Annotated in this window: 23 protein-coding genes; 9 read left to right on the top strand and 14 right to left on the bottom strand. The window is 66.9% G+C overall.

The features are described 5' to 3' along the window. The first annotated feature begins 195 nt into the window (after positions 1-195). Positions 196-2,055: an ABC-F family ATP-binding cassette domain-containing protein gene (locus JW805_00905; protein MBN2970574.1), complete on the top strand. Its 1,860-nt coding sequence runs from the start codon at positions 196-198 to the stop codon at positions 2,053-2,055. A 130-nt stretch (positions 2,056-2,185) separates the two neighbouring features. Here JW805_00905 and JW805_00900 read toward each other — a convergent pair whose 3' ends face one another. Next, a complete protein-coding gene (locus tag JW805_00900) occupies positions 2,186-2,455 on the bottom strand; it encodes a DUF3297 family protein (protein MBN2970573.1) in 270 nt (89 codons plus the stop codon). A gap of 72 nt (positions 2,456-2,527) precedes the next feature. After that, on the bottom strand, positions 2,528-2,896 hold the full coding sequence (locus JW805_00895) for a hypothetical protein (protein ID MBN2970572.1): 369 nt from the start codon (positions 2,894-2,896) through the stop codon (positions 2,528-2,530). A gap of 137 nt (positions 2,897-3,033) precedes the next feature. On the opposite strand from JW805_00895, the gene JW805_00890 reads away from it, so the two are divergent. Genes JW805_00890 through JW805_00875 form a run of 4 tightly spaced genes read left to right on the top strand, consistent with a single transcriptional unit; the run spans position 3,034 to position 8,189 of the window. Next, complete coding sequence (locus tag JW805_00890; GenBank protein ID MBN2970571.1) at positions 3,034-3,435, top strand: EVE domain-containing protein; 402 nt, start codon at positions 3,034-3,036, stop codon at positions 3,433-3,435. Between the two features lie 4 nt (positions 3,436-3,439). Then, positions 3,440-5,716 carry a hypothetical protein gene (locus tag JW805_00885; protein ID MBN2970570.1) on the top strand — a complete coding sequence of 759 codons (2,277 nt, stop codon included), beginning with the start codon at positions 3,440-3,442 and terminating at the stop codon, positions 5,714-5,716. After that, positions 5,713-6,711: a hypothetical protein gene (locus tag JW805_00880; protein MBN2970569.1), complete on the top strand. Its 999-nt coding sequence runs from the start codon at positions 5,713-5,715 to the stop codon at positions 6,709-6,711. Before JW805_00885 ends, JW805_00880 begins: the two co-directional genes overlap by 4 nt. After that, positions 6,708-8,189 (top strand): aldehyde dehydrogenase family protein, encoded by a 1,482-nt coding sequence (locus JW805_00875; protein ID MBN2970568.1) that lies wholly within the window; start codon positions 6,708-6,710, stop codon positions 8,187-8,189. The genes JW805_00880 and JW805_00875 overlap by 4 nt, the downstream gene beginning before the upstream one ends. Before the next feature lie 206 nt (positions 8,190-8,395). Here the strand turns inward: JW805_00875 and JW805_00870 are convergent, their stop codons facing one another. Further along, complete coding sequence (locus tag JW805_00870) at positions 8,396-8,872, bottom strand: MucR family transcriptional regulator (protein MBN2970567.1); 477 nt, start codon at positions 8,870-8,872, stop codon at positions 8,396-8,398. Between the two features lie 522 nt (positions 8,873-9,394). Between JW805_00870 and plsY the strand changes: the two genes are divergently transcribed. Next, the gene (gene plsY, locus JW805_00865; GenBank protein ID MBN2970566.1) at positions 9,395-10,015 is read left to right on the top strand and encodes a glycerol-3-phosphate 1-O-acyltransferase PlsY; all 621 of its coding nucleotides are present in this window, start codon (positions 9,395-9,397) and stop codon (positions 10,013-10,015) included. Continuing rightward, positions 10,008-11,090: a DNA-processing protein DprA gene (dprA, locus tag JW805_00860; protein ID MBN2970565.1), complete on the top strand. Its 1,083-nt coding sequence runs from the start codon at positions 10,008-10,010 to the stop codon at positions 11,088-11,090. The genes plsY and dprA overlap by 8 nt, the downstream gene beginning before the upstream one ends. A gap of 16 nt (positions 11,091-11,106) precedes the next feature. Here dprA and JW805_00855 read toward each other — a convergent pair whose 3' ends face one another. Further along, complete coding sequence (locus JW805_00855) at positions 11,107-12,897, bottom strand: hypothetical protein (GenBank protein ID MBN2970564.1); 1,791 nt, start codon at positions 12,895-12,897, stop codon at positions 11,107-11,109. A 147-nt stretch (positions 12,898-13,044) separates the two neighbouring features. Here JW805_00855 and JW805_00850 point away from each other — a divergent pair, with 147 nt between their 5' ends. Further along, positions 13,045-13,461: a GtrA family protein gene (locus JW805_00850; GenBank protein ID MBN2970563.1), complete on the top strand. Its 417-nt coding sequence runs from the start codon at positions 13,045-13,047 to the stop codon at positions 13,459-13,461. Positions 13,462-13,742: 281 nt separating this feature from the next. Beyond that, complete coding sequence (locus tag JW805_00845) at positions 13,743-14,468, top strand: class I SAM-dependent methyltransferase (GenBank protein ID MBN2970562.1); 726 nt, start codon at positions 13,743-13,745, stop codon at positions 14,466-14,468. A 113-nt stretch (positions 14,469-14,581) separates the two neighbouring features. Here JW805_00845 and JW805_00840 read toward each other — a convergent pair whose 3' ends face one another. The 10 genes from JW805_00840 to JW805_00795 all read right to left on the bottom strand — a co-directional run bounded on the left by JW805_00840 (position 14,582) and on the right by JW805_00795 (position 26,017). Then, positions 14,582-15,622 carry a glycosyltransferase family 2 protein gene (locus tag JW805_00840; protein ID MBN2970561.1) on the bottom strand — a complete coding sequence of 347 codons (1,041 nt, stop codon included), beginning with the start codon at positions 15,620-15,622 and terminating at the stop codon, positions 14,582-14,584. Positions 15,623-15,650: 28 nt separating this feature from the next. Beyond that, positions 15,651-17,090: a M48 family metalloprotease gene (locus tag JW805_00835; protein MBN2970560.1), complete on the bottom strand. Its 1,440-nt coding sequence runs from the start codon at positions 17,088-17,090 to the stop codon at positions 15,651-15,653. A gap of 180 nt (positions 17,091-17,270) precedes the next feature. Further along, positions 17,271-19,088: a DUF885 family protein gene (locus JW805_00830; GenBank protein ID MBN2970559.1), complete on the bottom strand. Its 1,818-nt coding sequence runs from the start codon at positions 19,086-19,088 to the stop codon at positions 17,271-17,273. Between the two features lie 207 nt (positions 19,089-19,295). Then, entirely contained in the window at positions 19,296-20,336 is a 1,041-nt protein-coding gene (locus JW805_00825; protein MBN2970558.1) for a response regulator, read from the bottom strand. Beyond that, positions 20,336-20,779 carry a response regulator gene (locus JW805_00820; protein MBN2970557.1) on the bottom strand — a complete coding sequence of 148 codons (444 nt, stop codon included), beginning with the start codon at positions 20,777-20,779 and terminating at the stop codon, positions 20,336-20,338. The genes JW805_00825 and JW805_00820 overlap by 1 nt, the downstream gene beginning before the upstream one ends. After that, positions 20,776-22,287 (bottom strand): CHASE3 domain-containing protein, encoded by a 1,512-nt coding sequence (locus tag JW805_00815; protein MBN2970556.1) that lies wholly within the window; start codon positions 22,285-22,287, stop codon positions 20,776-20,778. The genes JW805_00820 and JW805_00815 overlap by 4 nt, the downstream gene beginning before the upstream one ends. Positions 22,288-22,325: 38 nt before the next feature. Next, the gene (locus tag JW805_00810) at positions 22,326-23,084 is read right to left on the bottom strand and encodes a 3'-5' exonuclease (GenBank protein ID MBN2970555.1); all 759 of its coding nucleotides are present in this window, start codon (positions 23,082-23,084) and stop codon (positions 22,326-22,328) included. Positions 23,085-23,362: 278 nt separating this feature from the next. Next, positions 23,363-24,745 (bottom strand): phosphomannomutase/phosphoglucomutase, encoded by a 1,383-nt coding sequence (locus tag JW805_00805; GenBank protein MBN2970554.1) that lies wholly within the window; start codon positions 24,743-24,745, stop codon positions 23,363-23,365. Positions 24,746-24,935: 190 nt separating this feature from the next. Next, positions 24,936-25,193, bottom strand: coding sequence for a DnaJ domain-containing protein (locus JW805_00800; protein MBN2970553.1), 258 nt, complete (start codon positions 25,191-25,193; stop codon positions 24,936-24,938). Next, positions 25,193-26,017, bottom strand: coding sequence for an AAA family ATPase (locus JW805_00795; GenBank protein ID MBN2970552.1), 825 nt, complete (start codon positions 26,015-26,017; stop codon positions 25,193-25,195). Before JW805_00795 ends, JW805_00800 begins: the two co-directional genes overlap by 1 nt. Between the last annotated feature and the right edge of the window lie 13 nt (positions 26,018-26,030).

Raw genomic sequence — 26,030 nt, 5'->3', positions numbered from 1 at the left:
CAGGCCGCAGGCCTGACGGAGGGGAGCGGCAGGTCGAACGTGCCCCGCGCGTTCTTGGATTGCTGGGGGCAATCCCACCTGCCGCTCGCTACCGAGAGGGTGACACCCCCGCGACGCGCGTGCCGCGCGCTACCTCCCCTTACCGGGGGGGATTGGCCAGTTGCCCCCCAAGGCGACACCCTGTATCCGCGCGCCATGCTAAATCTGAACGGCATCACCGTCCGCCTCGGCGGGCGCACGATCCTCGATCGCGCCTCGGCCGCCTTGCCGCCGGGCAGCCGCGTGGGGTTGATCGGTCGCAACGGCGCGGGCAAGTCGACCATGGTCCGCGTGATCGCCGGGATGCTCGAGCCCGATGAAGGCTCGGCCGACATGCCGAAGGGCGCCAAGATCGGCTATATCGCGCAGGAAGCGCCGTCGGGCGAAAAGACGCCGTTCGAGACGGTGCTGGAAGCCGACGTCGAGCGCGCGCATCTGATGGCGCTGGTCGAAACCGACGTCGATCCCGATACGTTGGGCGACGCCTACGAACGCCTGATCGCGATCGACGCCTATACCGCCCCGGCGCGGGCCAGCCGCATCCTGCTGGGCCTCGGCTTCGACGAGGAGATGCAGAACCGGTCGCTCGACAGCTTCTCTGGCGGGTGGAAGATGCGCGTGGCGCTCGCCGCCCTGCTGTTCTCGCAGCCCGACCTGCTGCTGCTCGACGAACCGTCGAACCACCTCGACCTCGAGGCGGTGATGTGGCTGGAGGATTTCCTGCGCGACTATCGCGCGACGATCGTCGTCGTCAGCCACGAGCGCGATTTCCTGAACAACGTCGTCGACCATATCCTGCATCTGCAAGGCGGCAAGGTGACGCTGTACGCCGGCGGATACGACTCGTTCGAGAAGCAGCGTGCCGAACGCATGGCGCAGCTGGCAGCAGCCAAGGCGAACCAGGAGACGCAGCGCGCCAAGCTGCAGGACTATATCGCCCGCAACTCCGCCCGTGCGTCGACCGCGAAACAGGCGCAGAGCCGCATCAAACTGCTGGCCAAGATGCAGCCGATCGCCGAGCTGGCAAACGATCCGTCGCTGACCTTCGACTTTCCCGACCCCAGCGAACTGCGCCCGCCGCTCATCACGCTCGATCTGGCCGACGTCGGGTACAACGACACGCCCATCCTGAAGCGGCTCAACCTGCGGATCGACCCTGACGATCGCATCGCGCTGCTGGGCCGCAACGGCAACGGCAAGACCACGCTTGCGCGCCTGCTCGCCGCGCAACTCAGCCCCATGGCGGGCACGATGAATGCGTCGGGCAAGATGAACGTCGGCTATTTCACCCAGTACCAGGTCGAAGAACTCGACACCGACGATACCCCGCTCGAACATATGACCCGCACGATGAGGGGCGCGACGCCGGCTGCGGTGCGCGCGCAGCTGGGGCGGTTCGGCTTTTCGGGTGACAAGGCGACGACGAAGGTCGGTAAGCTGTCGGGCGGCGAACGCGCGCGTCTGGCGCTGGCGATCATCACCCGCGACGCGCCGCACCTGCTCATCCTCGACGAACCGACCAACCACCTGGACGTCGATGCGCGCGAAGCGCTGGTTCAGGCGCTGAACGGGTACAAGGGCGCAGTCATCCTCGTCAGCCACGATCGCCATATGGTCGAACTGACCGCCGACCGGCTGGTGTTGGTGGCCGACGGCGCGGCGAAGGAATTCGACGGGAGTCTCGACGACTATATCGCGATGATCCTGGCGGGCGACGACACGCCCAAGGCCGACAAGCCGAAGAAGAAGGACAAGGCCGCCATCGCCGCCGCGAAGGAAGCCGAAAAGGCGGCGCGCGCTGCGGCGAAGGACGCGGAAGCCGAGATGGCGAAGCTGGAGAAGGAGCGCACGGCGGTCGATCGCGCGATGTTCGATCCCTCGACCGCAGAGCCCAAGCTCGCCAAGCTGTCGATGTCCGACCTGATGAAGTTGCGGTCGGAGCTGACCGACAAGATCGACGCGGCCGAAGCGCGGTGGATGGAAGCCAGCGAGGTACTGGACCGCGAGGCCGCGTAAACTCCTCCCCGGCACGGGGAGGGGGACCAAGCGCAGCTTGGTGGAGGGGGCGGGCCGCAAGGTCAGCCCATGCTAAAGCCCCCCTCCGTCGCGCTACGCGCGCCACCTCCCCGTTCCGGGAAGGACCAGCTTACGCCTCGTCTTCGCCCTCGGCACCCTCAGCCGGCGACTCATACCAGGCCTCGACCGGGCCGGTCAGCTTGATCGTCAGCGGCTGGCCGTAGCGATCGACCTTCTTCTGAAGCTGGACGCGGATCCAGCCCTCCGAAATCGAATATTCTTCGACGTCCCGGCGCTCGACACCCTTGAAGCGGATGCCGATGCCGCGGCGCAGCGCGTCTTCGTTGAAATGGGGGCTGCGCGGATTGTTCGACAGCGTGTCGGGAGGAGTATCGCTCATGGGCGAAGCCCCTGCCTCAAAGCCGCGCAAAAGAAAAGCGGCGCCGGGTCGGTCCCGACGCCGCCCTATGGCTTACCAGCCGTCGCAGTAGCGGACGCGAACGGTGCGTCCGATATACGGATCGAACACCCGGCGCGTGTAGCAATCGTTCCAGCCGCGATAGCGGTTGTAGTAATTGCGCGCGTAATAACCGTTATTCGGGAAGAACCCGCGGCGATCGTAGAAATCATAATCGTAGCGATAGCGCGGATCATAACGGTCGCGCGACGTCAGCGCTGCGCCGATCGCCAGACCGGCGATGCCGGCGACGATCGCGGTGCCGGTGTTGTCGCGGTCGCGATAGTAACGTCCGCGCCACTGAGCGTCGGCCGGGGCCGCCGCGGTCAACGCCGTGGCGCCCAGAACCGCGCCGAGGGTCGCCTTCTTCAACAGAGTACGCATGGTCAACCTCCTCAAACTCGCAAGGTCGTTGTTCGTAAAACGCCGAGTCGACCGTGCTTGTTGCGTTTGTTACGGCTAAGCGACTGAATGGCCCGCGAATGGGGCGTTTAGCGGCGGTTAAGAGAGGGTTCGTTTCGATGGCGTATTGGTTGCTGCGGTCGGAGCCTGACGCGTACAGCTGGCAGGATCTGGAGCGCGACGGCAGCACCGAATGGGACGGCGTGCGGAACGCGACGGCCCGCATCCACCTGAAAGCGATGCAGCCGGGCGACCAGGCGATCTTCTATCATTCCAACCTGCAAAAGGCCGCGGTCGGGGTCATGGAGATCACCCATGCCTGGCGCGAAGATGGTCCCGACGGCAAATGGGCGAGCGTGGCGGTGAAACCCGTCCGCCAGCTCCCCCGCCCCGTTACGCTTGCCGAGATCAAGGCTGAGCCGCGGCTGGAAAACATGATGATGCTGAAACAGTCGCGCCTGTCCTGCTCGAAGGTCGAGCCGGAGGAATGGGCAGTCCTCATGGAGATGGCGGGAGCCTGACGTCGTGATCGATGCCGCCGAAGCCGTTCATGCAAAGTTCGTCGCACGCCTGACCTCGGGCGATCTGCCGCAGGCGACACCGGCCGAGGGCCTGACTCGCGAGGATGTCGCGCAGATCTTCCAGAGCCAGGTGTCGAGCCGCCAGCTCGACCGGCTGTCGCGCAAGCTGCAGGCGCGCGGCGAAGGCTTCTACACGATCGGCAGTTCGGGCCACGAAGGCAACGCCGCGGTCGCGCGCGCCAGCCGGCTGACCGACATGGCGTTCCTCCACTATCGATCGGCAGCCTTCCATATCGAACGGTCGAAGCAGCTGGCAGGGCAGACCCCTGAATGGGACATGCTACTGAGCTTCGCGGCGAGCGCCGAGGATCCGATCGCCGGCGGGCGACACAAGGTCATTGGCTCCAAACCGCTCTTCATCCCGCCGCAGACCAGTACGATCGCCTCGCATCTGCCCAAGGCGGTCGGCGCGGCGTTCAGCCTTGGCATCGCGCGGCGTATCGGCCTGACCGACACCCCGCTGCCTAGCGACGCGGTCATCATCGCCAGCTTCGGCGACGCCTCGGCCAACCATTCGACCGCACAAGGCGCGTTCAACACCGCCGGCTGGGCGGCGCATCAAGGCACGCCGATGCCGATCGTCTTCGTGTGCGAGGACAATGGCATCGGTATCTCGACCGCCACACCGACGGGATGGATCGAGACGCAGTTCCGGCATCGCGCCGGGTTGCACTACATCCAGTGCGACGGCACCGATCTGGGTGACGCTTGGGCAGCAGCACGCAAGGCGATCGACTATGCCCGCCGGACGCGGCGCCCGGTGTTCCTGCACATGGCGACCGTTCGCCTGTACGGACACGCCGGCAGCGACATCCAGTCGGTCTACCGCGCCAAGGCGGCGATCGAGGCAGAGGAAGCGCGCGACCCGCTCCTGAAGACCGCGGCTCTGCTGGTGCAGATGGGGGTGCCGGCCGCCGAACTGCTCGCGCAATACGACGCGACCGAAGCGCGCCTGGCTCGCGCCGCCGAACTGGCGATCGCGCGGCCGAAACTGTCGACGTCGCGGGACGTGATGGCAAGCATCGTACCGCCCAGGGTCGCGCCCCGCCCCGCGCGCGCGATAACCGCGGACGACCGCACCGCGCTGTTCGCCCGCGACGCCGGGCAGATCGACAAGCCGCAGCATATGGCCCGCCTCATCAGCTGGACGCTCGCCGAACTCATGCTCGCGCATCCCGAGATTATCGTCGCGGGCGAGGACGTCGGGCCGAAAGGCGGCGTGTATAATTGCACCGCCCGGCTGCACGAACGCTTCGGGTCGGCGCGGGTCATCAACACTTTGCTCGATGAACAGGCGATCCTGGGCCTGGCGATCGGTGCGGCGCACAACGGGTTGATCCCGATTCCGGAAATCCAGTTCCTGGCCTACGTCCACAACGCCGAGGACCAGATCCGCGGCGAGGCGGCGACGCTCAGCTTCTTCTCCAACGGCCAGTACACCAACCCGATGGTCGTGCGGATCGCCGGACTGCCGTATCAGAAAGGGTTCGGCGGGCATTTCCACAACGACAATTCGCTCGCCGTCTTCCGCGACGTGCCGGGCGTGGTGCTGGCGGTGCCGTCGAATGGAGCGGACGCGGTTGCCATGCTTCGCGAATGCGTGCGGCTGGCGCGCGAAGAGGGCCGCGTGGTCGTCTTCGTCGAGCCTATCGCACTCTACATGACCCGCGATCTGCACGCCGAGGGCGACGGGCTGATGACGGCCACATACGCCGACGTCCCGCCGGTGCGGCTGGGCGAGGTTGGGGTGTATGGCGACGGCGCCGACCTGGCCATCGTCACGTACGGGAACGGCGTGTTCCTGTCGCGGCAGGCGCAGCCGATCCTTGCCGCTGAGGGCGTCGACGCGCGGGTGATCGACCTGCGCTGGCTTGCGCCATTGGCGGACGAGGCATTGCTGGCAACGGTCGGGGATCGTCCGGTGCTGATCGTCGACGAGTGTCGCGTGACCGGATCGCAGAGCGAGGCGCTGATGGCGTTCTTCGTGGAGCGCACGCCCGGACGGCAGGTCAGCCGGATTGCGGCGGAGGACAGCTTCATCCCGCTCGGCAAGGGCGCGACGCTGACGTTGCCGAGCCGGGATGGAATCGTGGAAGCGGCAATAAAAGCCCTCTCCCCGTTTGGGGAGAGGGTTGGGAGAGGGGAAGGTGTCTCACCGAGACCTGAACCTGCCGCACTGCCCCTCTTCCCACCCTCTCCCCGGGCGGGGAGAGGGCTATGACCCGCCCGACCGCCCTCGTCGTCGCCCCGGGCCGCGGGAGTTACGGCAAGACCGAACTCGGCTCGCTCGCCCGCGCGGGCGTAGACCTCTTCCCCTACGACGCAATCCGCCGCGCCGCGGGCAAGCCGACGCTGACCGAGCTCGACCAGGCCGACCGCTTCTCCCCCGGCACCCACCTCGCCGGCCCGAACGCCGCGCCGCTGATCTATGCCGCGTCGATGGCCGACATGGCCGCGATCGACCCGGCCAAGGTCGAGGTCGTCGCGGTCACCGGCAATTCGATGGGCTGGTACACCGCACTCGCCGCGGCCGGCGCGGTCACGCCGGAGCAGGGCTTCCGCATCGCCGACGCGATGGGTGTCAATTCGGGCCGTCACGGGCCCGGTGGGCAGCTCGTTCTCCAGACGCTCGATGACGACTGGCAGCCGATCCCCGGCCTACGCGACGCCGTGATGGCGCTTGCCGAGCGGACCGGCATGCAGATGTCGATCGACCTCGGCGGTACCATCGTGCTGGCGGGCGACGAGAGCGCGGTTAAGGCCTTCGCCGCGGACAGTCCCGCCCCCGCCACGCGTCTTGCCGGCCACGGCCCGTTCCACACCGCATTGATGGCCGACAGCAGCGCGGCCGCGATGGCCGAGTTGCCTGCCGCCTGGTTCGGCAACCCGGACGTCCCGCTGATCGACGGTACCGGGCGCATCTGGCAGCGCTGGGCGAGCCCGGCCGAGGCGCTGTGGCGCTACACCTTTGCCGCCCAGATCCGCGAAGCGTACGACTTCGCCCGCGCAATCCAGGTCGCGGTGAAGGAATTCGCACCCGACCACATCATCCTGCTCGGTCCCGGCGACACGCTGGGCGGCGCGATCGCGCAGGCGCTGCTCGGCGTCCGCTGGCTCGGCATGACCACCAAGCGGGATTTCGTCGCCCGCCAGCGCGAAACGCCCTTCCTCCTTTCCATGGCCCGCCCCGATCAACGAAAGCTTGTGACGCGATGACGACTGCCCAGGACGTAACGCCCCTTCTCGACCGGCTGGGGGTACGGCGATCGAGTAGCGGGCTGGAGGCGACGTCGCCGATCGACGGGGCGAGCCTTGGCCATGTCGCCGAATGTGCGGATGTCGGCGCGGTGATCGGCGATGCCGCGGCGGCGTTCGAGCGCTGGCGGCGCGTGCCCGCCCCGCGCCGCGGCGAACTCGTCCGGCGCCTGGGCGAAGTATTGCGCGAGCATAAGGACGATCTCGGCACCCTCGTCGCCATCGAAGTCGGCAAGGTCACGTCCGAAGGCTTGGGCGAAGTCCAGGAGATGATCGACATCTGCGATTTCGCGGTCGGTCTTTCCCGCCAGCTCCACGGCCTGACGATCGCCACCGAACGCCCCGACCATCGGATGATGGAGACGTGGCACCCGCTGGGCGTGGTCGGCATCGTTACGGCGTTCAACTTCCCTGTGGCAGTCTGGGCCTGGAACGCGGCGCTCGCGCTGGTGTGCGGCAACAGCCTGGTGTGGAAGCCGTCCGAAAAGGCGCCGCTGTGCGCGCTCGCCGTGCAGGCGCTGTTCGTCGAGGCGTGCCGGCGGTTCGGCGACGACGCGCCCGCCGGCCTTTCGGGCTTGGCGATCGGTGGCCGCGATACGGGCCAAGCGCTGGTCGACGACACCCGCGTGGCGCTGGTTTCCGCGACCGGATCGACCGCGATGGGCCGCGCGGTCGGGCAGCGCGTCGCGGCGCGGTTCGGGCGGTCGCTCCTCGAACTCGGCGGCAACAATGCCGCGATCCTGCGCCCTTCCGCCGACCTTGACCTCGCACTGCGTGGCATCGCCTTCGCCGCGATGGGGACGGCGGGCCAGCGCTGCACGACGCTGCGCCGCCTGTTCGTCGATGCGAGCGTCTACGACCAGTTCGTGCCGCGGTTGAAGGCGGCGTACGCCAGCGTTCGCGTCGGCGACCCGCGCGAGGACGGCGTGCTGGTCGGCCCGCTGATCGACGAGGAAGCCTGGTACGCAATGGCGGCCGCCCTGCAGGCGGCGCACGACATGGGCGGCATCGTGACCGGCGGGGAGCGGATCGCACGCGCCGGCACCTATGTCACGCCCGCACTGGTCGAGATGCCGGTGCAGGAGGGGCCCGTCCTCTCCGAAACCTTCGCGCCGATCCTGTATGTTCTGAAGGTCTCCGACCTGGGCGAAGCGATCACGCTCAACAATGCCGCGACCCAGGGCCTGTCTTCGGCGATCTTCACCAACGACCTGCGCGAGGCGGAGGCATTTCTGGCAGCATCCGATTGCGGCATCGCCAACGTCAACATCGGCACATCGGGCGCGGAAATCGGCGGGGCATTCGGGGGCGAGAAGGAAACCGGCGGCGGACGGGAAAGCGGTTCGGACGCCTGGCGGGCGTATATGCGGCGCGCGACCAACACCATCAATTACGGGCGAACCCTGCCCCTGGCACAGGGCGTGACGTTCGATTTGTAGGTCGATCTTCCCCTGCAAGGGGAGGTGTCAGGCCGAAGGCCTGATGGAGGGTATCACCCTTTCCCCATAGCCTGACACCTCTCCGACCAGCTTCGCTGGCCGCCTCCCTGCAAGGGGAAGATCAAGGGTTCCGGCAGAAAGGAAACAAAAAAGCCCTCCCCGTCGCCGGGAAGGGCCTTTCGATACCCCAAACGGGTCGGCCGAACTCAGGCCTCGGCGGGCTTGCGGCCGGGCTTCTTCGCGCCGGCCGGGCGGGTAATGCCGGGCTTGCGGCCAAGACCGATCTTCTTCGCCATTTCGCGGCGAGCGTTCGAATAGCTTTCGCTGACCATCGGGTAATCCGACTTCAGGCCGAAACGTTCGCGATACTGTTCCGGGGTCAGACCATGGCGCGCCAGGTGGCGACGCAGCGTCTTGTATGGCTTGCCGTCGATCATCGAAATGATGAAGTCCTTCGATGCCAGCGACTTGCGCACCGACACCGCGGGTGCCTGCGTGGCGCCGGTATCAGGCATCGGCTCGGCCTCGACACCGCCCGACAGCGAACCGACGGCGTCATGCATGGCGCGCAGGAAACTGGGAACTTCCTCGGCAGACGCGCGGGTGTTGGGATTGGACAACCAGGCGATCGTCAGTTCGGTAGCCAGCTCGACCGTGTTCGACATGTCATTCTCGTCCGCCATCGCGAAAAAACCTCCATATTGGCTTGAAACGTGTAGCAAGCGAAATTCGGGGACAAGTCAAGTACAGAAGACAAGGTGTCCGTCAATTTCTCTATTACTCGCATCGGTTTTTTGATTAACGCATCTTTTGAAACTGTGATCGCAAGGTGAGTGCCCAGAAAATCCTAGCGAGTTGTTCTGACAGAAAATTCGCGCAAAATATGACGTTAACATCGTTGCGCATCCTGCAACGGCCGCCTAGGGTCTGTACTCCATCGGGACGGGTCGTGACGGAGCCGATTTTGGTTCAGCGCAAGAAGCGAGGAGCGGAGCGATGCTAATGCGTCGTGACCGACGAGGGCCGCAGCCCTGGGCCAAGATCGGCCCGCCGCTTCGCGGTCGCCCTCAGGAAGGCGCTGGTCGGCGTCGTTTGCTTGCAGGTAGCGCCGCTACCTGCTGCGCTGCACTCTCCGCCAGCGCCTTCCCGCGGACGATCACGATCCCCATCCTGATCGAGCACAGACCCTAGCGTCCGATATCGTCATGACAGTGCCTGACGTAGAAATTCTGTGGATCGCGCCGGCGGCGGCGTTGCTGATCGGCTATTGTCTTGGGTCGATCCCGTTCGGCGTCATCCTGACCCGCCTGGGCGGTGCCGGTGACCTGCGCCAGATCGGATCGGGCAATATCGGCGCGACCAATGTGCTGCGGACCGGCCGCAAAGGTCTGGCGGCGGCCACCTTGTTGCTTGACGGGTTCAAGGGCTGGCTGGCGGTTGCGATCGTCGCCTGGGCGTTCCCCGGCGAAACCCAGCTTGCCGCGGCGGGGGCGTTCATCGGCCACTGCTACCCGGTCTGGCTGCGGTTCAAGGGGGGCAAGGGCGTCGCGACGCTGATGGGGATCGTGTTAGCGCTGCACTGGCCGCTGGGATTGGTCTATGCGATCGTCTGGCTCGGCCTGCTTGGCGGTCTGCGCATCTCGTCGGTGGCGGGAATGAGCGCGGCGATCAGTGCGCCGATCGCTGCCGCGGCACTCGGCCGATTCGACCTCGTTCCGCTGCTGCTCGCACTCGCGCTGATCGTGGTGTGGAAGCACCGCGAGAATATCGAACGACTGGTCGCCGGCACCGAACCCCGCATCGGCGGCAGCAAGACGATTGGCTGACGCGGCGACGCTCGCGCGCCTGCGGCTGATCCGCACGCGCGGGATCGGCCCGGTCACCTATGCCCAACTCCTTGCGCGCTTCGGCACCGCCGCCGCTGCACTGGAGGCGCTGCCGACATTGGCCCGACGCGGCGGCGGCACCCCGCCCCCCGTCGCCGACATCCGCCTGGTCGAACGCGAGATTTCCGAGGTTGCGCGCCTCGGCGCTCGACATCTGTTCGTCGACGACGCCGACTATCCCGCGCTGCTGGCTGAAATCGAGACGGCACCGCCCGTCCTGACCGTGCGTGGCGACATTGCGCTGGCCCAGCGGACGACGGTCGCGATGGTCGGCGCGCGCAACGCATCGGCCGCCGCCTGCCGCTTTGCCCGGATGCTTGCCCAGGCACTGGGCGAGGGCGGAGTGACGGTCGTCTCGGGCCTCGCCCGTGGGATCGACACCCAGGCCCATGTCGCCAGCCTCGCCAGCGGCACGGTGGGCGTCATCGCGAGCGGCATCGACATCGCCTTCCCGCCGGAGAACCGCGAGCTGCAGGAAGCGGTGGCAAGCCGTGGCCTGCTCGTCGCCGAACAGCCGCTGGGCGAGGAGCCGCGCGCCCGCAACTTTCCCAGCCGCAACCGGATCATCGCCGGCCTGGCGCTCGGTACGGTAGTGGTGGAAGCCGCGCCCAAGTCCGGTTCCCTGATCACTGCGCGGCTGGCGGCAGAGGCGGGACGCGAGGTCATGGCCGTGCCCGGCAGCCCGCTCGACCCGCGCGCGCAGGGGTGCAACGCGCTGATCCGCGAAGGCGCGACGCTGATCCAGACCGCTGACGACATATTGGAGGCGATCCGACCGATCGACCCCCGCGCCGTCCGCACCGCCCGCCGCGACTTCGCCGGCCCGCCGCCCGACGATGCGACCGATAGCGATCGCCGGCGTGTCGGCGACCTTCTCGGCCCGGTGCCGGTCGCGGTGGACGAACTCATCCGCCTGTCAGGCCTGGCACCGGCAAGCGTTCAGACCGTGCTGCTCGAACTGGAACTCGCCGGCCGGCTGGATCGCCACGCAGCTGGCCGCGTGAGCTATCGCTAAACGCCTCCCGTCGGCCCTAGCGCCCGTAATCGATCCGCCACAGCCGCAGTGGCGACCCCTTGGGCAACGGCACCGGCACCAGCCACGACGGCACATTGCCCTTTGCCAGCTGGCCGTAGAACCCGTCCTTCGCCTTGGCGCGGTACACCGTCGTTTCTGCCATGTTCGGGCAGGTCAGCAGCATCCGCGCGCCGTGCGCCCGAGCGATCGCGCGGAAATTCTCCGGCGAACCGGTGAAGGCATGGTGGACGTCGAGAATCGCGTCGCCATTGCGGTGATATGGCCCGGCGATGCCATAATGATGCGTCAGCACAATCAGGCGCGGCCCGAGGTCGACGTGCGTGAACATGACCGTCGTCGGGAAACGGTCGAGTGCCTGAAGCGCGGGCACCGAGGCGCAGCGGGCGTTGGCGCGCTGGACGATCTGCGTGGTCTTGCTCGCCTGCCCCGCCGGCAGGAACCGCAGGGCGAGCCCTGCGGCAAGGCCCGAAATGATCAGGAACGCCGCAACCGACCCGAGCACGCGCACCGCCACCAGCCGGTGACCGAGGCACCAGGGCACGATGATCCAGGCAAGTGCCGTCGCGCCCGGCACCGCCAGCAGTTGCGCCGCCGGCCCCGCCCGGACCTGCCACAACAGCATCAGCACCGCGAAGGTCGTAAACAGCGCGACCGGCAGCCACCGGGCGAACGCCGCCGTTCCTCGTGCACGCCACAGCGCGACCAGCGCACCGATGAGACCCGCTATCGGCAGCGCCGCGATCGGCAGTGCGATGCGCAAGGGGTGGCCGTAGATCGGCTTGGCTTCCTTGACGTTGTTCAGCCATGTCTTCTGCAGCTCGGGCGACACGCCTTCGGGCCGGCCGAGGCATTGCGGGAAGAAATGGACGAAGCCGACCGCGATGATTGCGCCCGCCAGCACAGCGAGACCTAGGCGAACCTCGCGCCGCACCGGATTGACCCGCGCCACTGCGAAGAGCAGCGCCCCCGCGGCGACCAGCACCGACAGCCACACTGGGGTCAGCGCATCACAGCGCATCGCCTGGTTCGCCTGCGACGCGAACAGCGCGAACCCCAGGGCACTGCCGCCCCCCAGCGTCACCGCATAGGTCGCCAGCCGCCGTGCCTCGGCCCGGTCCCACACCCAACGCAACGTCAGAATGGCGCCGGCCATCGCGCCGTACGGCAACATCTCCAGCCCGATCGACAGCGACACCGCGGTCGCCAGGCCGACGACCGCCCCGCCGCGTGCCTGCCGCTCGTCGGCCAGCCCCGCAACGGTCAGCGCCAGCATCGTCAATTGCCAGTTATGATGGTCGATCCGCATCGGCATGAACATCAGCATCGCCGACATGCCGCCGAGCATGATGATGAAGGCCAGCGCATAGGCGGTGGGCGCGATCAGCCGGCGGACGGTGAAGGCGAGCGCGACCATCGTGATGCTCAAGGGCAGGATCGGCGCGATGCCGCACGCCAGCCGCTCCGCCCAGGCGGTGCCGACGAACGGCTTGAAGATCAGGATCAGCGCCGCGATCGGCAGGTCGACGATACGGCTCCAGTGGATGTTGAACCCCCGGGGCGGGTTCAGGCGATATTGGGTCAGGTCGTACCAGCCCTGCCCCGACAGCAGCCCGCGCACCTGCATCAGTCGCATGTTGTCGTCGGTATCGCCGAGCGCCAGCCAATAGACTGCGCCCCAGCGATCCCACAGCCAATAGGCGGCGATCGCGAACCAGGCGATGATCGTGATCTCGCGCCAGTGCCTGGCTAACAGGCTTTCGAGGCGCGACGGCCGGCTATCGATCAATTCGCTTCCCCCGTGCCGGAGAGGGAGATAAACGCCCACCCACATCCGTTCGCCCTGAGCCCGTCGAAGGGCCGTTCTTCTTTACGCCGGTTAGAAGAAAGGGCAGGGCTTCGACAAGCTCAGCCCGAACGGTTGAGGAGCATTTCTTTGGTATCGCGCGCACTCCAACATCTGAATTCGAGCGGGATGCTCGGCCAGTTGATCCGCTACGCCATCACCGGCGGCGGCGTGACGCTGCTCGGGGCGGGGCTCTACACCGGGCTCGTGCTGACGACGCCTATCCACCCGCAGGCGGCGATGGCGGCGGCCTATGTGGTGTGCGTCGCTGTCGGCTATGTGCTCCACAGCCGCTGGAGCTTCCGCGGCCACGGCACCCGCGACAATCCGGGCAAGACGACGTTCCGCTTTTTCGTCGCCAGCCTCATCAGCTATGCGATGAATGCCTTCTGGACGTGGTTGTGCGTCAACGCCTTCGGTCTGCCCGACTGGACGCCGGTCCTGCCTTTGCTCTTCGTCACGCCTCTCGCGATGTTCGCGATCAACCGCAATTGGGTTTTCGGATAAGGGTCCAAACTCACTCAGGACGGGGTCGTGACCGAGCCGATTTTGGTTCAGGGCAAGAAGCGAGGAGCGGAGCGATGCTCATGCATCGTGACCCCAGGGGACTTTGGCTCGCGACGCCGCCCTGGGTCAAAATCGGCCCGCCGCGAAGCGGTCGCCCGCAGGAAGGCGCTGGACGGCGTCGCTTGCTTGCGTGTAGCGCCGCTACACGACTGCGCTGCACTCCTTGTCAGCGTCTTCCTGCGGGCGATCACGATCCCCGTCCTGAGTGAGTTTGGACCCTAATGGACCGTATCGTCTATGACCGCATGGCCGCGCACGATTCCACCCATTGGTGGTATCGCGCCCGCCGCGACATCCTGTCGGACTATGTCGAGCGCTTCGCAGGCTTGCCCAAGGACGCCCGCATCCTGGAGATCGGTTGCGGCACCGGCCACAACCTACCGATGCTGGCTAGCTTCGGTGAGGTCGATGCGATCGAGATCGACGAGGCGGCGCGCGAGATCGCCAGCCAGCGACTGGGCAAGCCGGTCGGCACCGCGCCGCTCCCCGAACTCTCGGGCGTCGAGCGGGGCAGCTACGACATGGTCGCAGTGCTCGACGTCATCGAACATATCGACGACGATGTCGCGGCACTCAAAGCGATGGCCGAAGCGCTGAAGCCCGGCGGCAAGATCCTGGTCGCGGTGCCTGCGCACCAGTGGATGTGGAGCGCGCACGACGTCGTGAACCATCACAAGCGCCGCTATTCGAAGGCGACGCTCGACAAGGCGATCCGCGACGCGGGCCTGACGCACAACGGCCTACGCTGGTTCAACTCGCTGCTGTTTCCCGCCGCAGTCGCGGCGCGCGTCGCCGGCAAGCTGACGGGCAAGGACGACAGCGACGATTCCCCGCCGCCCAAGCCGCTGAACGCGCTGTTCGAAACGATCTTCCGCGTCGAGCGCCACCTGCTCGGGCGCGTACCGCTGACGCCGGGACTGTCGCTGATTACGTTGGTGACGAAGTAACAAGCCCCTCCCCTTCAGGGGAGGGGTTGGGGTGGGGCCTGTCCGCGAACGATATTCTAGGTAAGACATCCCCGCCCCCGGCCCCCTCCCCGGATGGCAGGGACTCCAGGGGATCAGCCCTCGTCCTGCGGTGTCGCGGCGATCAGACCCTCGGTCGGCTCCGGTCGCACCGGACGTGGGCCTTCGCCGGCGCGATAGCCCAGGCTCGCGCGGCCCTGTACCGGGCCCGCCACGTCCGCGACCAGATACAGCGGTCGCTTCTTGGATTCGACGTACAGCCGCCCGAGATATTCGCCGATCATCCCCAGCACGAACATCTGCACCGAGCCTAGGAACAGCACGACGAGCATTGTCGAGGTCCATCCCTGAACCGTGCGGCCGAGCACGAAGCTGCCCATGACGTACAGAAACAGGAGCACCGTCGCCCCCGTCAGCGCAAGGCCGACGTGGCTGGCAAACCGCAGCGGCGCGGTCGAGAAACCCGTCACCGCGTCGAGCGCGAAACGGATCATCTTGCCGAGCGGATATTTGCTTTCGCCCGCCAGTCGCTCGTGCCGGTCATAAAGGAACGGGACCTGGCGGAACCCCACCCAGGCGACCATGCCACGGATGAAGCGCGCCTGTTCGGGTAACGACAGAAATGCGTCGAGCGCGCGCCGGCTCATCAGGCGGAAGTCGCCGGTGTCGAGGGGGATCGGCACGTCGGTCACCCGATCGAGCACCCGGTAGAAGGCAGATGCGGTCGCTTTCTTGAAGAACGTCTCGCCATCGCGCTTGCGCCGCACGGCGTAGACGACATCGGCCTGCTGCTCGACCATTGCCGCCCGCATGTCGGTCAGCAGTTCGGGCGGATCCTGCAAGTCGGCATCAATCACCAGGATCTGCTCGCCGGCGCACAGGTCGAGCCCCGCAGTCAGCGCCAGTTGGTGGCCGTGATTACGCGACAGGTTGATCGCGACCAGCCGCGGGTCGAGCGTGGACAGGCGCTGCATCACGCTCCAGCTGGTATCGCGCGAGCCGTCGTTGACGAGGACGATCTCATGATCGTCGCCCACCGCCGCGCGCGCAGCCGCGGACACGCGGGCGTGCAACTGCTCGAGGCAGGCTTCCTCGTTATAGCAGGGGATCACGACGGAAAGGGCCGGACGAGTCATCCGGCCCGCTTAGCGCGCTCGCGCGCCGCTATCCAGCCACCACCAGCTTCACGAGCGTGCCGGGGCGAAGCGTCGTCCCATCCGCGATGCCGTTCAATGTCAGGAAACGGTCCCGCTGCAGGGTCGGATAGGCCATCTGCCGCGCCAGGCTGTCGATCGTGTCGCCGGCGCGTACCGTGTGAATGCGGATGCGCTTGCCGCGGATCTGCCCGGCCTCCGTCGCGCTGAGCGGCGCGAAACTGTCAAGCAGCGGCTCGAACGGGCCGATCCCCGAGCCTTGCGGCGTCACGATCGTCCAGGTGTAGGTGCCCGACGGCAGCGTGGTGGCGATGACGGTCGCATCGACACGCTGGTTGTTGGCGGCGGCCGTGGTCGTCGCGACGGCGGACGCGCGGCCACCGATCATGGTCTCGCGCACCTGCGACGCGTCGATCCGTCCGCCGATCGCCTGGAAGCGCTGAACGACCGCGGCGGCAGGCGACGTGCGGCCGGCGGCGGACAGCTGCGCCTGTCCGCGCTGGCCGGCAACGGTCACCGCGTCGGCGGCATTGGCGATGGTGTAGCCGGTCGGCGCGGTGAAGCGGAACCGCAGCTGCGGATGGCGGAAGGTCTGGCCATCGATCACGCCCTGCGCGGGGTCGTCGTCATAGACCATCCCGTCGAGCATACGCAGAAAGCCAGTGTCCTGACCGGCGCGCATGTTTGTCGATGCTGTCTGCTGCGCCAGTTGCCGCGCGCGCTGGACGCGCGCCGCATTCGACGGGTGGGTGCTGAGCCATGTCGGCACCGCCGCGGCGTTCCGCCCGGCCGCGCGTGCTTCCAGCGCCGTCTCCGCCCCCAGCGAACCCAAGATCAACGGCGCCGCATTGGGATCGTAGCCGGCCCCCGCCACGTAGCGGATGCCGAGCGTATCGGCCTGATATTCCTGGTCGCGGCCATATTTCAGGGTGTAGAGCCCCGCTGCCTGCTGCGCGCCGGCACCGATCAGCTGGCCGACGCCCGAATTGCCGGCGACAGCACCGACGATGCCCGCCAGGACGCCGCCGATCGTCGAGGTCTTCTGCCGGCCCGCCGAATGCCGCGCGGCGACGTGGCCGACCTCATGCCCCATGACGAACGCCAGCTCGTCTTCGCTGTTCATCAAGGCAAGCAGCTGGCGGGTGACGTAGACATAGCCGCCAGGGATCGCGAAGGCGTTCTCGACCGGCGAGTTGAGCAGCTGGACGGTAAAGTCGTTCTGCGAATTCGACAGGCCGGACTGCAGCGCGACACGCTTGCCGACCCGCTCGACGAAGGCCGCCTGCGGGCCGTCGTAGCGCCCGCCGAACTGCGCGACGAGTTCCGGGTTCGCCTGCGCGCCCTGCGCCCGGTCGGACTGGGTGATCGCGCGCGCCGTCTGGGCACTGGCGGCGATGGGGGACAGGGCCAGCGCCGCAGTGGCGGTGGCGAGGGTCAGGCGGCGTAACATGAGTTGGTCTCCCTTTTGCTCGGGAGAAAGCAGTTTCGCGTCTGGGGTTCCACGCGCGATAGCCCTCTCCCCTTCAGGGGAGAGGGTTGCGAGAGGGGCAATGCCGCGAGCTTCGGACCCAGTGGAACACCTTCCCCTCTCCCCGGCCCTCTCCCCTGAAGGGGAGAGGGAGCTTTGCCTTCACACCAGCGCCCGCGCCCGTTCCTCGACCAGCCGCTCCAGAATCGTCAGCGGTACGGCGCCATCGCGCAGCACCTCGTGGAACGTCTTCACGTCGTACTTTGCGCCCAGGATCTTGCGGGCATTGTCTCGCGCGCGCAGCCAGGCGATGTGGCCGACCTTGTAACTGCACGCCTGGCCGGCTTGCGTGCAATAACGCTCCACCTCGCGCTGCGACCGGGGCCGCGCGAAGCCGGTCGTCTTGACCAGATAATCGGTCGCCTGTTCGCGGGTCCAGCGCTTGGCGTGGATGCCGGTATCGACCACCAGCCGCGCGGCACGGAACAGGAAGGACTGGAGGTAGCCCGCCTTCTCCAGCGGCGTCGCATAGCCGCCCAGTTCGTCGGCGACCTGTTCGGCATAGAGCGCCCAACCCTCGCTATACGCGCTGAACCCGCCGACCTTGCGGATCAGCGGCTGGTCGGACCCTTGCGCGATCGTGATCTGCAGGTGATGACCGGGCACGCCCTCGTGATAGGTCAGCGACGGCAGCGTATACTTCGGCCAGTCGCCGACCGATTTGAGGTTGATCCAGTAGATCGCCGGACGCGAGCCATCGAGCGCGGCACGGCTGTAATAGCCGTTCGACGCGCCGTCCTGGATCTCGGCCGGCACCGCCTGGATCATCAGCGGCGCGTTGGGCGGATTATTGAACGCCCGCGCCAGCTTCGCCTGCATCGCGGCGTTGCCGGCGTTCAGGCCGTCGATCAGCTCCTTCTTGCTCGCCGGCGTGTCGAGATAAAGTTGGTCGCCGCGCGCGTTGAGCGCGGTCAGCCGCTCGCCGACGGTGCCGCGGGTCAGGCCCTGGCTCTTCAGGATCGTGTCGAGCTGCGCGCTGATCTCGGCGACCTGCTGCAGGCCGAGCGTGTGCACCTCGTCCGGTGTGAATTTGGTCGTCGTCGCTTGTTCGAGTGCCGCGGCATAGAGGGCGGCGCCCTGCGGCACGTCCCACAGGCCCGCCGACGTCCGTGCAGTCTTGCGGAGGTTCGTCACTAGCGCGATCTGGCGGTCCAGCGCAGGATAGACCTCCTTCTCGACGATCGCGGCACAGCGCGCACTCCAGTCGCCCGGGATCTTGCCGTTGGTGCGGCGCACGATCGACTGGGTCAGCGTGTTGTCGGCCGGGGCCGGCTTGCGCAGCGCCGCCATCTGCCCGAGCGCGAGATCGAGCGAGAAAGCCGGCGCCAGATAGCCCCGCGCCGCCTGCGCCTCCTGGTTGGCGCTGTCCTGATCGAGCGCCGTCGCGAACGCGCGGGTGCGATCGAGATAGGCTTCGGCATCGTCCGCGGTCTGAATGGTATGCGACGAATTCAGGAAATCGGGGATCGAGAAATAGGCGCCACCCTGCTGGGTGATGATGAACGGGCGCTGCGGCGAATCGACGCCGAATCGCTCCTGTCCGACGATCTGCGAGCGCAGCTGGTAGAGCACGACCTCGCGGTTGAGCTTCGCGCCCTTCGACAGGGTCGCCGGGTCGAACCCCTCGACCGTCGCGATCGCGGCCTTTGTCCGCGCGAGATTCTCCGCTTTGGCCGCCGGGCTGCGATCGTTCAGCTTGCGCTTCAACGCCGCGCCCGACCCCTTGTCGAAACCGAGCGAGGTCGCGAGTTCAGGCGAGCGCAGTCCCGCTTCTATGAAGATACGGGTGAACTGCGCATTGAGCGCCGCATCGCCCGATCCCGCCGCAGGTGCGGCCTCGGCCGCCAACGCCTTCGCCGGCGCCAGCCCGATCGCCCCCGCCGCTGCCGTCGAGGCCAGAAATTCCCGCCGATCCATCATAGCTCTCCCCTTGATCGCTTGCGCCCTCACCACACACCGTTCGCGCCGCGCTTGTCGAAGCACCGTACCGCGATACGCCCGCGAACACCTCGCGACACGAAGTACGGCCCTTCGACAGGCTCGGGGCGAACGGAGATGATGGCACCTGCGGGTGCCCAGACGCTTGTTCGAACAGGAGATTAGCCGTGCCTTCGCCCGCGGCAAGCGTCAGTTGAGCGAAGCGACCAATGTTGCGCGCAGGCCGCGCGGGTCATTCGGGGTATAGACGACCGAGGATTGCAGGCTCTGCGCCATGGTCCGCACCAGCTTGGTGCCCAGCCCCGTGCCCTTCGGCGCCGCGCCTTCGTCGAAGCCGACCCCGTCGTCTTCGACAGCCAACTCGAACCGGTCGTCGCCCTGTCGCCGCAGCGCGACGCGAATTTCCCCGCCGCAGCTTTCGCCATACGCATATTTGCACGCATTGCTGACGAGTTCGTTGACGATCACCCCCACCGACACCGCGCGGTCGGTCGGCAGACGGATGGGGTCGCTGGTCAGCAGGATGCGGTGATCCGGGCTGCCGGACCACGCCTGGCCAAGTTCATCGACCAGCGCGCGCAGATATTCGTCCATCTCCACACCCTCGACGTCGTTCGAGGTGTAGAGCCGGCGATGGACCGCACCGATCGCGGCTATGCGCGCCTGTGTGTCCTGCAGCGCGGCGCGGGCGGCCTCGTCCTGAATCTGGCTCGACTGGAGGTGGACGAACGCCGACACCAGCTGCAGCGAATTGGCGACGCGGTGATTGACCTCCTTCAGCAGCGCCTCGAGCCGCGCGTTCGATGCGCGCAGCTCCGCCTCTGCCAGATCCTTGCCGCGCTGGAGCGCCTGCTTGATCATGACATTGGCGATGGTCGAGGTCAGCAGATCGAAGAAATCCTCGCCCACCGTCTTCACGACATAGTCGGCCGCACCCGCCTTCATCGCTGCGACCGCGACACGCGCGTCCTCGGAACCCGAGACGTAGACGACCGCAGGAGGCTCGGCCAGCTGGCGCAGCCGCTTCAGCGTCTCCAGCCCGTCGAGCCCCGGCATGTAATGGTCGACCGCGACCAGATCGAACCGCTGCTCCGACGCCAGAGCCAGCCCCGCCTCGCCCCCGCTCGCGGTGGTGACGTGCATCCCGCGGCGCGTCAGCGCGCGTTCGGCGAGCCGGCACAAGCCGGCGTCGTCGTCGATATAGAGAATGCGGGCGCCAGCGTGAGGCACTATTCGGCCTGGTCCGGAACCTGGATCACCGACAGGAACAGCCCCAGCTGGCGGATCGCCGTTGCGAAATTCTCGTAGTTCACCGGCTTGGTGATGTAGACGTTGCAGCCGAGATCGTAGCAGCGCTGGATTTCGACCTTGTCGTCGGTGGTCGTCAGCACCACGACCGGCGTGCGCTTCACCGCCGATCCTTCGGCCTTCACCTTGGCCAGGATGTCGGTGCCGCTCATGTCAGGCAGGTTGAGATCGAGCAGGATCAGCGCCGGACCATTCAGCGCAGGCCCGGCCGCGTCGTTGAACATGTAATCGAGCGCCGAGGTGCCATCGGTGAAATGGCGGATGTCGTTGTTGATGCCGGCGCGGCGGATGTTCTTCTCGATCAGCCGGGCATGGCCTTCATCGTCCTCGATCATGACGATGGTGACGGATTGATGCGCGTTCATGCAAGCGGCCCTGACGTTTCGATGGTGAGCGGAAGATTGATGCGGAAGGTCGCGCCCTCTCCCAGCTCGGACGCGACATCGATGGTCCCGCCCAGCCGGTAGGTCAAGGCGCGGACATGGGCCAGGCCGATGCCTTCGCCCGGCTGATCCTGCGCGCCCGAGCGGCGAAACAGGTCGAACACGCGCTGATGATCGCGCGGGTCGATCCCGCGCCCATTGTCGGCAATCTCGAACATCGCGCGTCCGGCGACCTGGCGCCCGCGCACCGTGACGCGCACCGGGCGGGTCGGATGGCGGTATTTTACCGCATTCTCGATGACGTTGGCGAACACCTGCTCGATCGCCAGCCGGTCGGTGACGATCGACGGGAGGGTGCCGGCGACATCCACCGTTCCCCCCACCTCGTCGAGCCTGTGCTGCAGCGTGTCACGGATACCGGAGACGAGTGCCGCCATGTCGATCGGCTCGGGCGCGATCGTGCGGCGGCCTTCGCGCGACAGTTTCAGGATGGCGTTGATCAGCCGGTCCATCTTCTGCGTCGAGGTGCGGATGAAGCCGATCGCCTCGGGCAGATCCTCTCGCGCGGCGAACCGCGCTTCGTCGGTGACGACATCGGGCGCGTCGCGGTCGGCGCGATCGACCATCTCCGCCAACGCCTTCTGCCCCGCCTCCAGCTCGGCGGTGAAGCCCATGACGTTGACGAGCGGCGAGCGCAGGTCGTGACTGACGATATAGGCGAAGCGCTGGATCTCCTCATTGGCACGGGCGAGATCGGTCGTGCGTTCGGCCACCTGATCCTCCAGCGTGTCGTTCAGTTCCTGCAACCGCGCGCGAGACGCCCCCAGGTCGCGCGTGAAGCGGAAAATGGTGATGAACGAAACGCCGGCGACCAGCATCACCAGCAGCCCCGCCGCGCCCAGCGCGGTCAGGAACGCGGCCGTGCTGGCCCGCTGGTCCGCACCGCGCACGTCGAGCAGCGACTCTTCCGCGGCCAGCATCACGCGCAGGCGCGCCCGGATCGCCCGCACGCCGATGACCGATCCGTCGCTGTCGAACAACTCGACCGCAAAGGCCCGGCTGCCCGTGCCGACCAGCTGCATCGACCGATCCCGGCTTTCCTGCACCCGCTCGAGCAGGCGGCGGATACGCGCGACGGCTTCGGTCTGGGTGGAATTGTCGAGCGTCAGCGATTCGATCTCGCTCAGTTCGCGCTCCAGCCGGTCGGCGTTTTCGCGGTAGGTCACGCGGAATATCTCCGCGCCGGTCAGCAGGTAGCCGCGCCGCGCCGTCTCCGACTGTTCGAGCGTGACCTGGAACCGCCCTATGGCGTCGCGCACCTGATAGCTGTGATCGACCAGCGCGGCGTAGCGTTGCGTGCGTTCGGTGCTCGACCAGGCGGCGATGCCCGCGCCCAGTAGCGCGGCGAACCCCAGCCCCATCGCCCACAGCAGCAGCCGGCGAAGCGCGCGATCATCGTCGCGGATCTGTGCGGATACCCCCCAGGCCACGATTCGGCCTTACGGAATTCGCTCGACGTTGCAATAAATTAGAGCAGGAGTTCCTGCGCCGACGCCCGGCCGATCTCACCCCCGCCCCGCCGGCGGGCGAGCTCGGTCTCTGCGGTGAAGCGGATATCAACGTCGCGATCGGTAAGAAAGCCGGCCAGGCTTTCGTTGTCGATCTCGCGCCATTCCTTGCCACGGTCGGGGCCGTAGCGGACGCGCGGCAGCAGCCCCGGCGCTTCGGTCCATTCGACCAGCTGCGCGACCGACGCTTCATTGAGCTGGTCGCGGACGTGGAAGGCGGTGACATAGGCATCGGGAAATGCCCGGTGGGCGGGAAGGCCGCGCTCATGCTCCAGCCCCGCAGGCTTGCGCCAATAGCGTAGCATCTGGTTCGAGAAGCCGGGGCTGTCAGGCCACAGCCGGAGCGCGCATTTCCAGGTGCAGATCCATTGATTGCCGTGGGTCAGCGCCGCGGTGCAGAACTGCTGCTCGAAGCTGGCCCGATGCGCCGCAAGCGCGACGCGACGTGGCCAGGGGTCGAGGATCGGCCGCGCGACGTCATGCCAGTAGCGTGCGTCGGCAACGTCCTCGTCCCGGATATGGTGGACCGCCATCGTCACGGGCGGGATCGGCCGGCCAGGATTGACCAGCACGCTGCCGCCCTCGCCCTCCAGCTCCCACCGCCCGTCAGGCTGGAGCGCCACGTCCTGCCAGCCGATCTCGACCACGGCGTGGGCGGGCGGCGCGTTGCCGGTGGTTTCGAGATCGATGACGCGGACGATGCTGGGGGTTGGACGCATCGGGCCTATTTGGGGGCTTTGGCGGCAAGAAGGAAGAAGGGCTGTTCAGAGACGGCGCAAAGGCGCGAAGAGTAAGAAGATAGGTTTGCACGCGGAGGCGGGAAGCGCAGAGGATGTTCGCCTGGCACACCGTTTCGCGTTAGCGAAACTCTCGGCCCGCGGCGCTCGACGATAAAGGGCCGCTGCCGCGGCAGGCCGATAATCTCTGCGCCTCCGCGCCGCTGCGTACAAAAGCCTTCTTAGCGCCTTCGCGCCTTCTCTGAATCAATCTTCCTTTTTCAATGCCCCGCCTGCGGGCCCCGTTCGAGACCGCTTGCCGCCAGTTGCGCATCGATCATCGCCATCAGCCGGTCGAGCCCGGCCTGGTCCTTCGCCTCGGCGCGGGCGACCAGCACGTCCTGCGTGTTCGATGCACGCAGCAGCCACCAGCCGTCGGCGGTGTTGACGCGCGCGCCGTCGGTGCGATTGACGTCAGCGCCTTCGGCCTCCAGTCGGTCGAGCACTTCCTCGACGACCGCGAACTTTCGGGCTTCATCGACCTGGAACCGCATTTCGGGCGTGTTGACGAGCGCCGGCATGTCGCTCCGCAACTCGGTCATCGACTTGCCGGTCACATGCACCGCATTGATGATCTGCACCGCGGCATATTGCGCGTCGTCGAAGCCGTAATAGTCCTGCGCAAAGAAGATGTGGCCCGACATCTCACCGGCCAGCGGCGCGTTCGTTTCCTTCATCTTGGTCTTAACCAGGCTGTGGCCGGTCTTCCACATCAGCGGCTTGCCGCCCAGTTCGGCGATGCGGTCATACAGCATCTGCGATGCCTTCACGTCGGCGATGATCGTCGCACCCGGCTCCTTGCGCAGCACCGGCACAGCCAGGATAGACAGCAGCTGATCGCCCCACACGACACGGCCCTGACCGTCGATCGCGCCCACCCGGTCGCCGTCGCCGTCGAAAGCCAATCCGAAATCGAGGTTCTTTTCGGCGACAAGGCGTTTCAGATCGGCAAGGTTCTTTTCTTCGGTAGGATCGGGATGATGGTTCGGGAAATTGCCGTCTATATCGGTGAACAGCGTGTGGTGCTCACCCGGAAGCTGCTGGACGAGCTTCTCGATGACGCGGCCGGCGGCGCCATTACCCGCGTCCCAACCGATGCGGAATGTGCCGCCGGAATAGCCCGCGAGAAGGCGGCCGACATAGGTGTCCTCGATATCGGCGTCTGAGACCGTACCTTCGCCCTCGTCCCAGTCCCCCGCGGCCGCCATCGTGCCGAGTTGCTGGATCTGTTCGCCGAAGAACGGCTTGTGCTGCAGCACCATCTTGAAACCGTTGTAATCGGCCGGGTTATGGCTGCCGGTAATCTGGATGCCGCCGTCCACCTCCAGCGTCGCTTCGGCATAATAGAGCATCGGCGTCGGGCCCAGGCCGACACGCACGACATCGACGCCCGACGCGGTCAGCCCGTCGACCAGCGCCGCCTCCAGCATTTCCGACGAGACGCGGCCGTCACGGCCGACCGCCACGCGCGTGCCACCGGCGCGGCGCACCAAGGTCGCGAAACCCCGCCCGATCGCGCGCGCGTCGTCGGCCCCCAGTGTCTTCCCGACGATGCCACGGATGTCATATTCGCGAAGGGACGTGGGGTCGAAACGATGGGTCATTGGTCCTCCAATCAAACGCATTGACCCCACCCCGTTCGCCCTGAGCCTGTCGAAGGGCCGTTCTTCGATACGCCCGCTGATCGCTCGAGGCACGAAGAACGGTGCTTCGACAAGCTCAGCACGAACGGGGTGGGGGCGAAAGTCGTTCTATGCAAAGCTTGAGTGACGTTTTGGTTGCACGTGCGAAATGTTATGCGCCCAGCCGCCGCAGCAGCACGTCGCGCGCATCGTTGATCTGGCGGGTGAGTTCGGCCGAGCCTCCGCGATCGGGGTGGACGCCCGCCAGCAGCCGGCGATGCGCTGCACGGACGTCCTCTGCGCTCGCATCGGCGCTCAGGCCCAGGATGTCGCGCGCGCGATCGATCTCGGGCAGTCGCGTCTTCGCCTTGGGCTTCAGCACCCACCACACCGCCGCCATCAGCGCCAGCGCCAGCAGGATCTTCGCCATCAGGCGGCCGCCCCTTCGAACAGGGGCATTGCCGGTTCGGGCAGCGCCAGACCCGACATCATCTCGCGCAGTTCCTGCCGCGCGGCGACGTGGCTTAGGCCCATCGCACCGAATTCCTTCGAATCGAGCATCGTCAGGCCCGATGGAAACAGCTCGCGGTAGATCACGCGCTCCGATAGGCCCGGAATGACGCGAAACCCGACGCGCTTCGACAGCTGGTCGATCGCTTCCGACACGCGGCGCATGTTGCGCGCCTCGATATGCTGCAGGCGATTGCGCAGCACGACCCAGTCGATCGTCGCGCCATCGGCGCGCGCGCGGGTCTTGCGCGCTTCCCAGATCAGTTCGGAATAGAAGCTGGGGCGCGTCACCTTGAACGTGTCGGGATCGACATGGCCGATCAGGTCGAAATCGACGAAGCTGTCGTTCATCGGCGTGACGAGCGTATCGGCGTTGGTCGCCGCGATCCGGGCGAACTTGTCGTCGCGGCCGGGGGTGTCGATGACGAGGAAATCGGCGTCGACGCTCAGCCGGTCGAGCGTTTCGCCGAACAGGTCGTCGCTCACCCCGTCATGCGTCGCATGGACCGGCGTGATCAGTTCGCGCCCGGTCCGCTTCTGCGTCGCGGCACGATTGTCGAGATAGCGTCCCATCGTCCGCTGGCGGTGGTCGAGGTCGAACGCGGCGACGCGCGCACCCCGCGCCGCCAGCGCAATGGCGACGTGAACCGCGGTCGTCGACTTGCCCGTCCCGCCCTTTTCGTTAGCGAAAACGATGACGTGCAGGTTGTTCGTTGCGTCTGCCAAGGCGGCGACAATCCCCATGTTGATCGGTCGC

It is taken from the genome of Roseomonas aeriglobus, assembly GCA_016937575.1.
In the GTDB taxonomy this organism is placed as follows: Bacteria; Pseudomonadota; Alphaproteobacteria; order Sphingomonadales; family Sphingomonadaceae; genus Sphingomonas; species Sphingomonas aerigloba.
The sequence above is the reverse complement of the archived record's forward strand: the minus strand, read 5'-3'. Positions and strand labels throughout refer to the sequence as shown.

Coding starts and splice junctions, on each gene's coding strand:
- JW805_00835 (MBN2970560.1), bottom strand. CDS start 17,090: ATGTTACGCCGCCTGACCCTCGCCACCGCCACTGCGGCGCTGGCCCTG.
- JW805_00840 (MBN2970561.1), bottom strand. CDS start 15,622: ATGACTCGTCCGGCCCTTTCCGTCGTGATCCCCTGCTATAACGAGGAA.
- plsY (MBN2970566.1), top strand. CDS start 9,395: ATGACAGTGCCTGACGTAGAAATTCTGTGGATCGCGCCGGCGGCGGCG.
- JW805_00900 (MBN2970573.1), bottom strand. CDS start 2,455: ATGAGCGATACTCCTCCCGACACGCTGTCGAACAATCCGCGCAGCCCC.
- JW805_00805 (MBN2970554.1), bottom strand. CDS start 24,745: ATGACCCATCGTTTCGACCCCACGTCCCTTCGCGAATATGACATCCGT.
- JW805_00880 (MBN2970569.1), top strand. CDS start 5,713: ATGACCCGCCCGACCGCCCTCGTCGTCGCCCCGGGCCGCGGGAGTTAC.
- JW805_00810 (MBN2970555.1), bottom strand. CDS start 23,084: ATGCGTCCAACCCCCAGCATCGTCCGCGTCATCGATCTCGAAACCACC.
- JW805_00875 (MBN2970568.1), top strand. CDS start 6,708: ATGACGACTGCCCAGGACGTAACGCCCCTTCTCGACCGGCTGGGGGTA.
- JW805_00845 (MBN2970562.1), top strand. CDS start 13,743: ATGGACCGTATCGTCTATGACCGCATGGCCGCGCACGATTCCACCCAT.
- JW805_00800 (MBN2970553.1), bottom strand. CDS start 25,193: ATGGCGAAGATCCTGCTGGCGCTGGCGCTGATGGCGGCGGTGTGGTGG.
- JW805_00905 (MBN2970574.1), top strand. CDS start 196: ATGCTAAATCTGAACGGCATCACCGTCCGCCTCGGCGGGCGCACGATC.
- JW805_00795 (MBN2970552.1), bottom strand. CDS start 26,017: ATGGGGATTGTCGCCGCCTTGGCAGACGCAACGAACAACCTGCACGTC.
- JW805_00820 (MBN2970557.1), bottom strand. CDS start 20,779: ATGAACGCGCATCAATCCGTCACCATCGTCATGATCGAGGACGATGAA.
- JW805_00890 (MBN2970571.1), top strand. CDS start 3,034: ATGGCGTATTGGTTGCTGCGGTCGGAGCCTGACGCGTACAGCTGGCAG.
- JW805_00870 (MBN2970567.1), bottom strand. CDS start 8,872: ATGGCGGACGAGAATGACATGTCGAACACGGTCGAGCTGGCTACCGAA.
- JW805_00895 (MBN2970572.1), bottom strand. CDS start 2,896: ATGCGTACTCTGTTGAAGAAGGCGACCCTCGGCGCGGTTCTGGGCGCC.
- JW805_00830 (MBN2970559.1), bottom strand. CDS start 19,088: ATGATGGATCGGCGGGAATTTCTGGCCTCGACGGCAGCGGCGGGGGCG.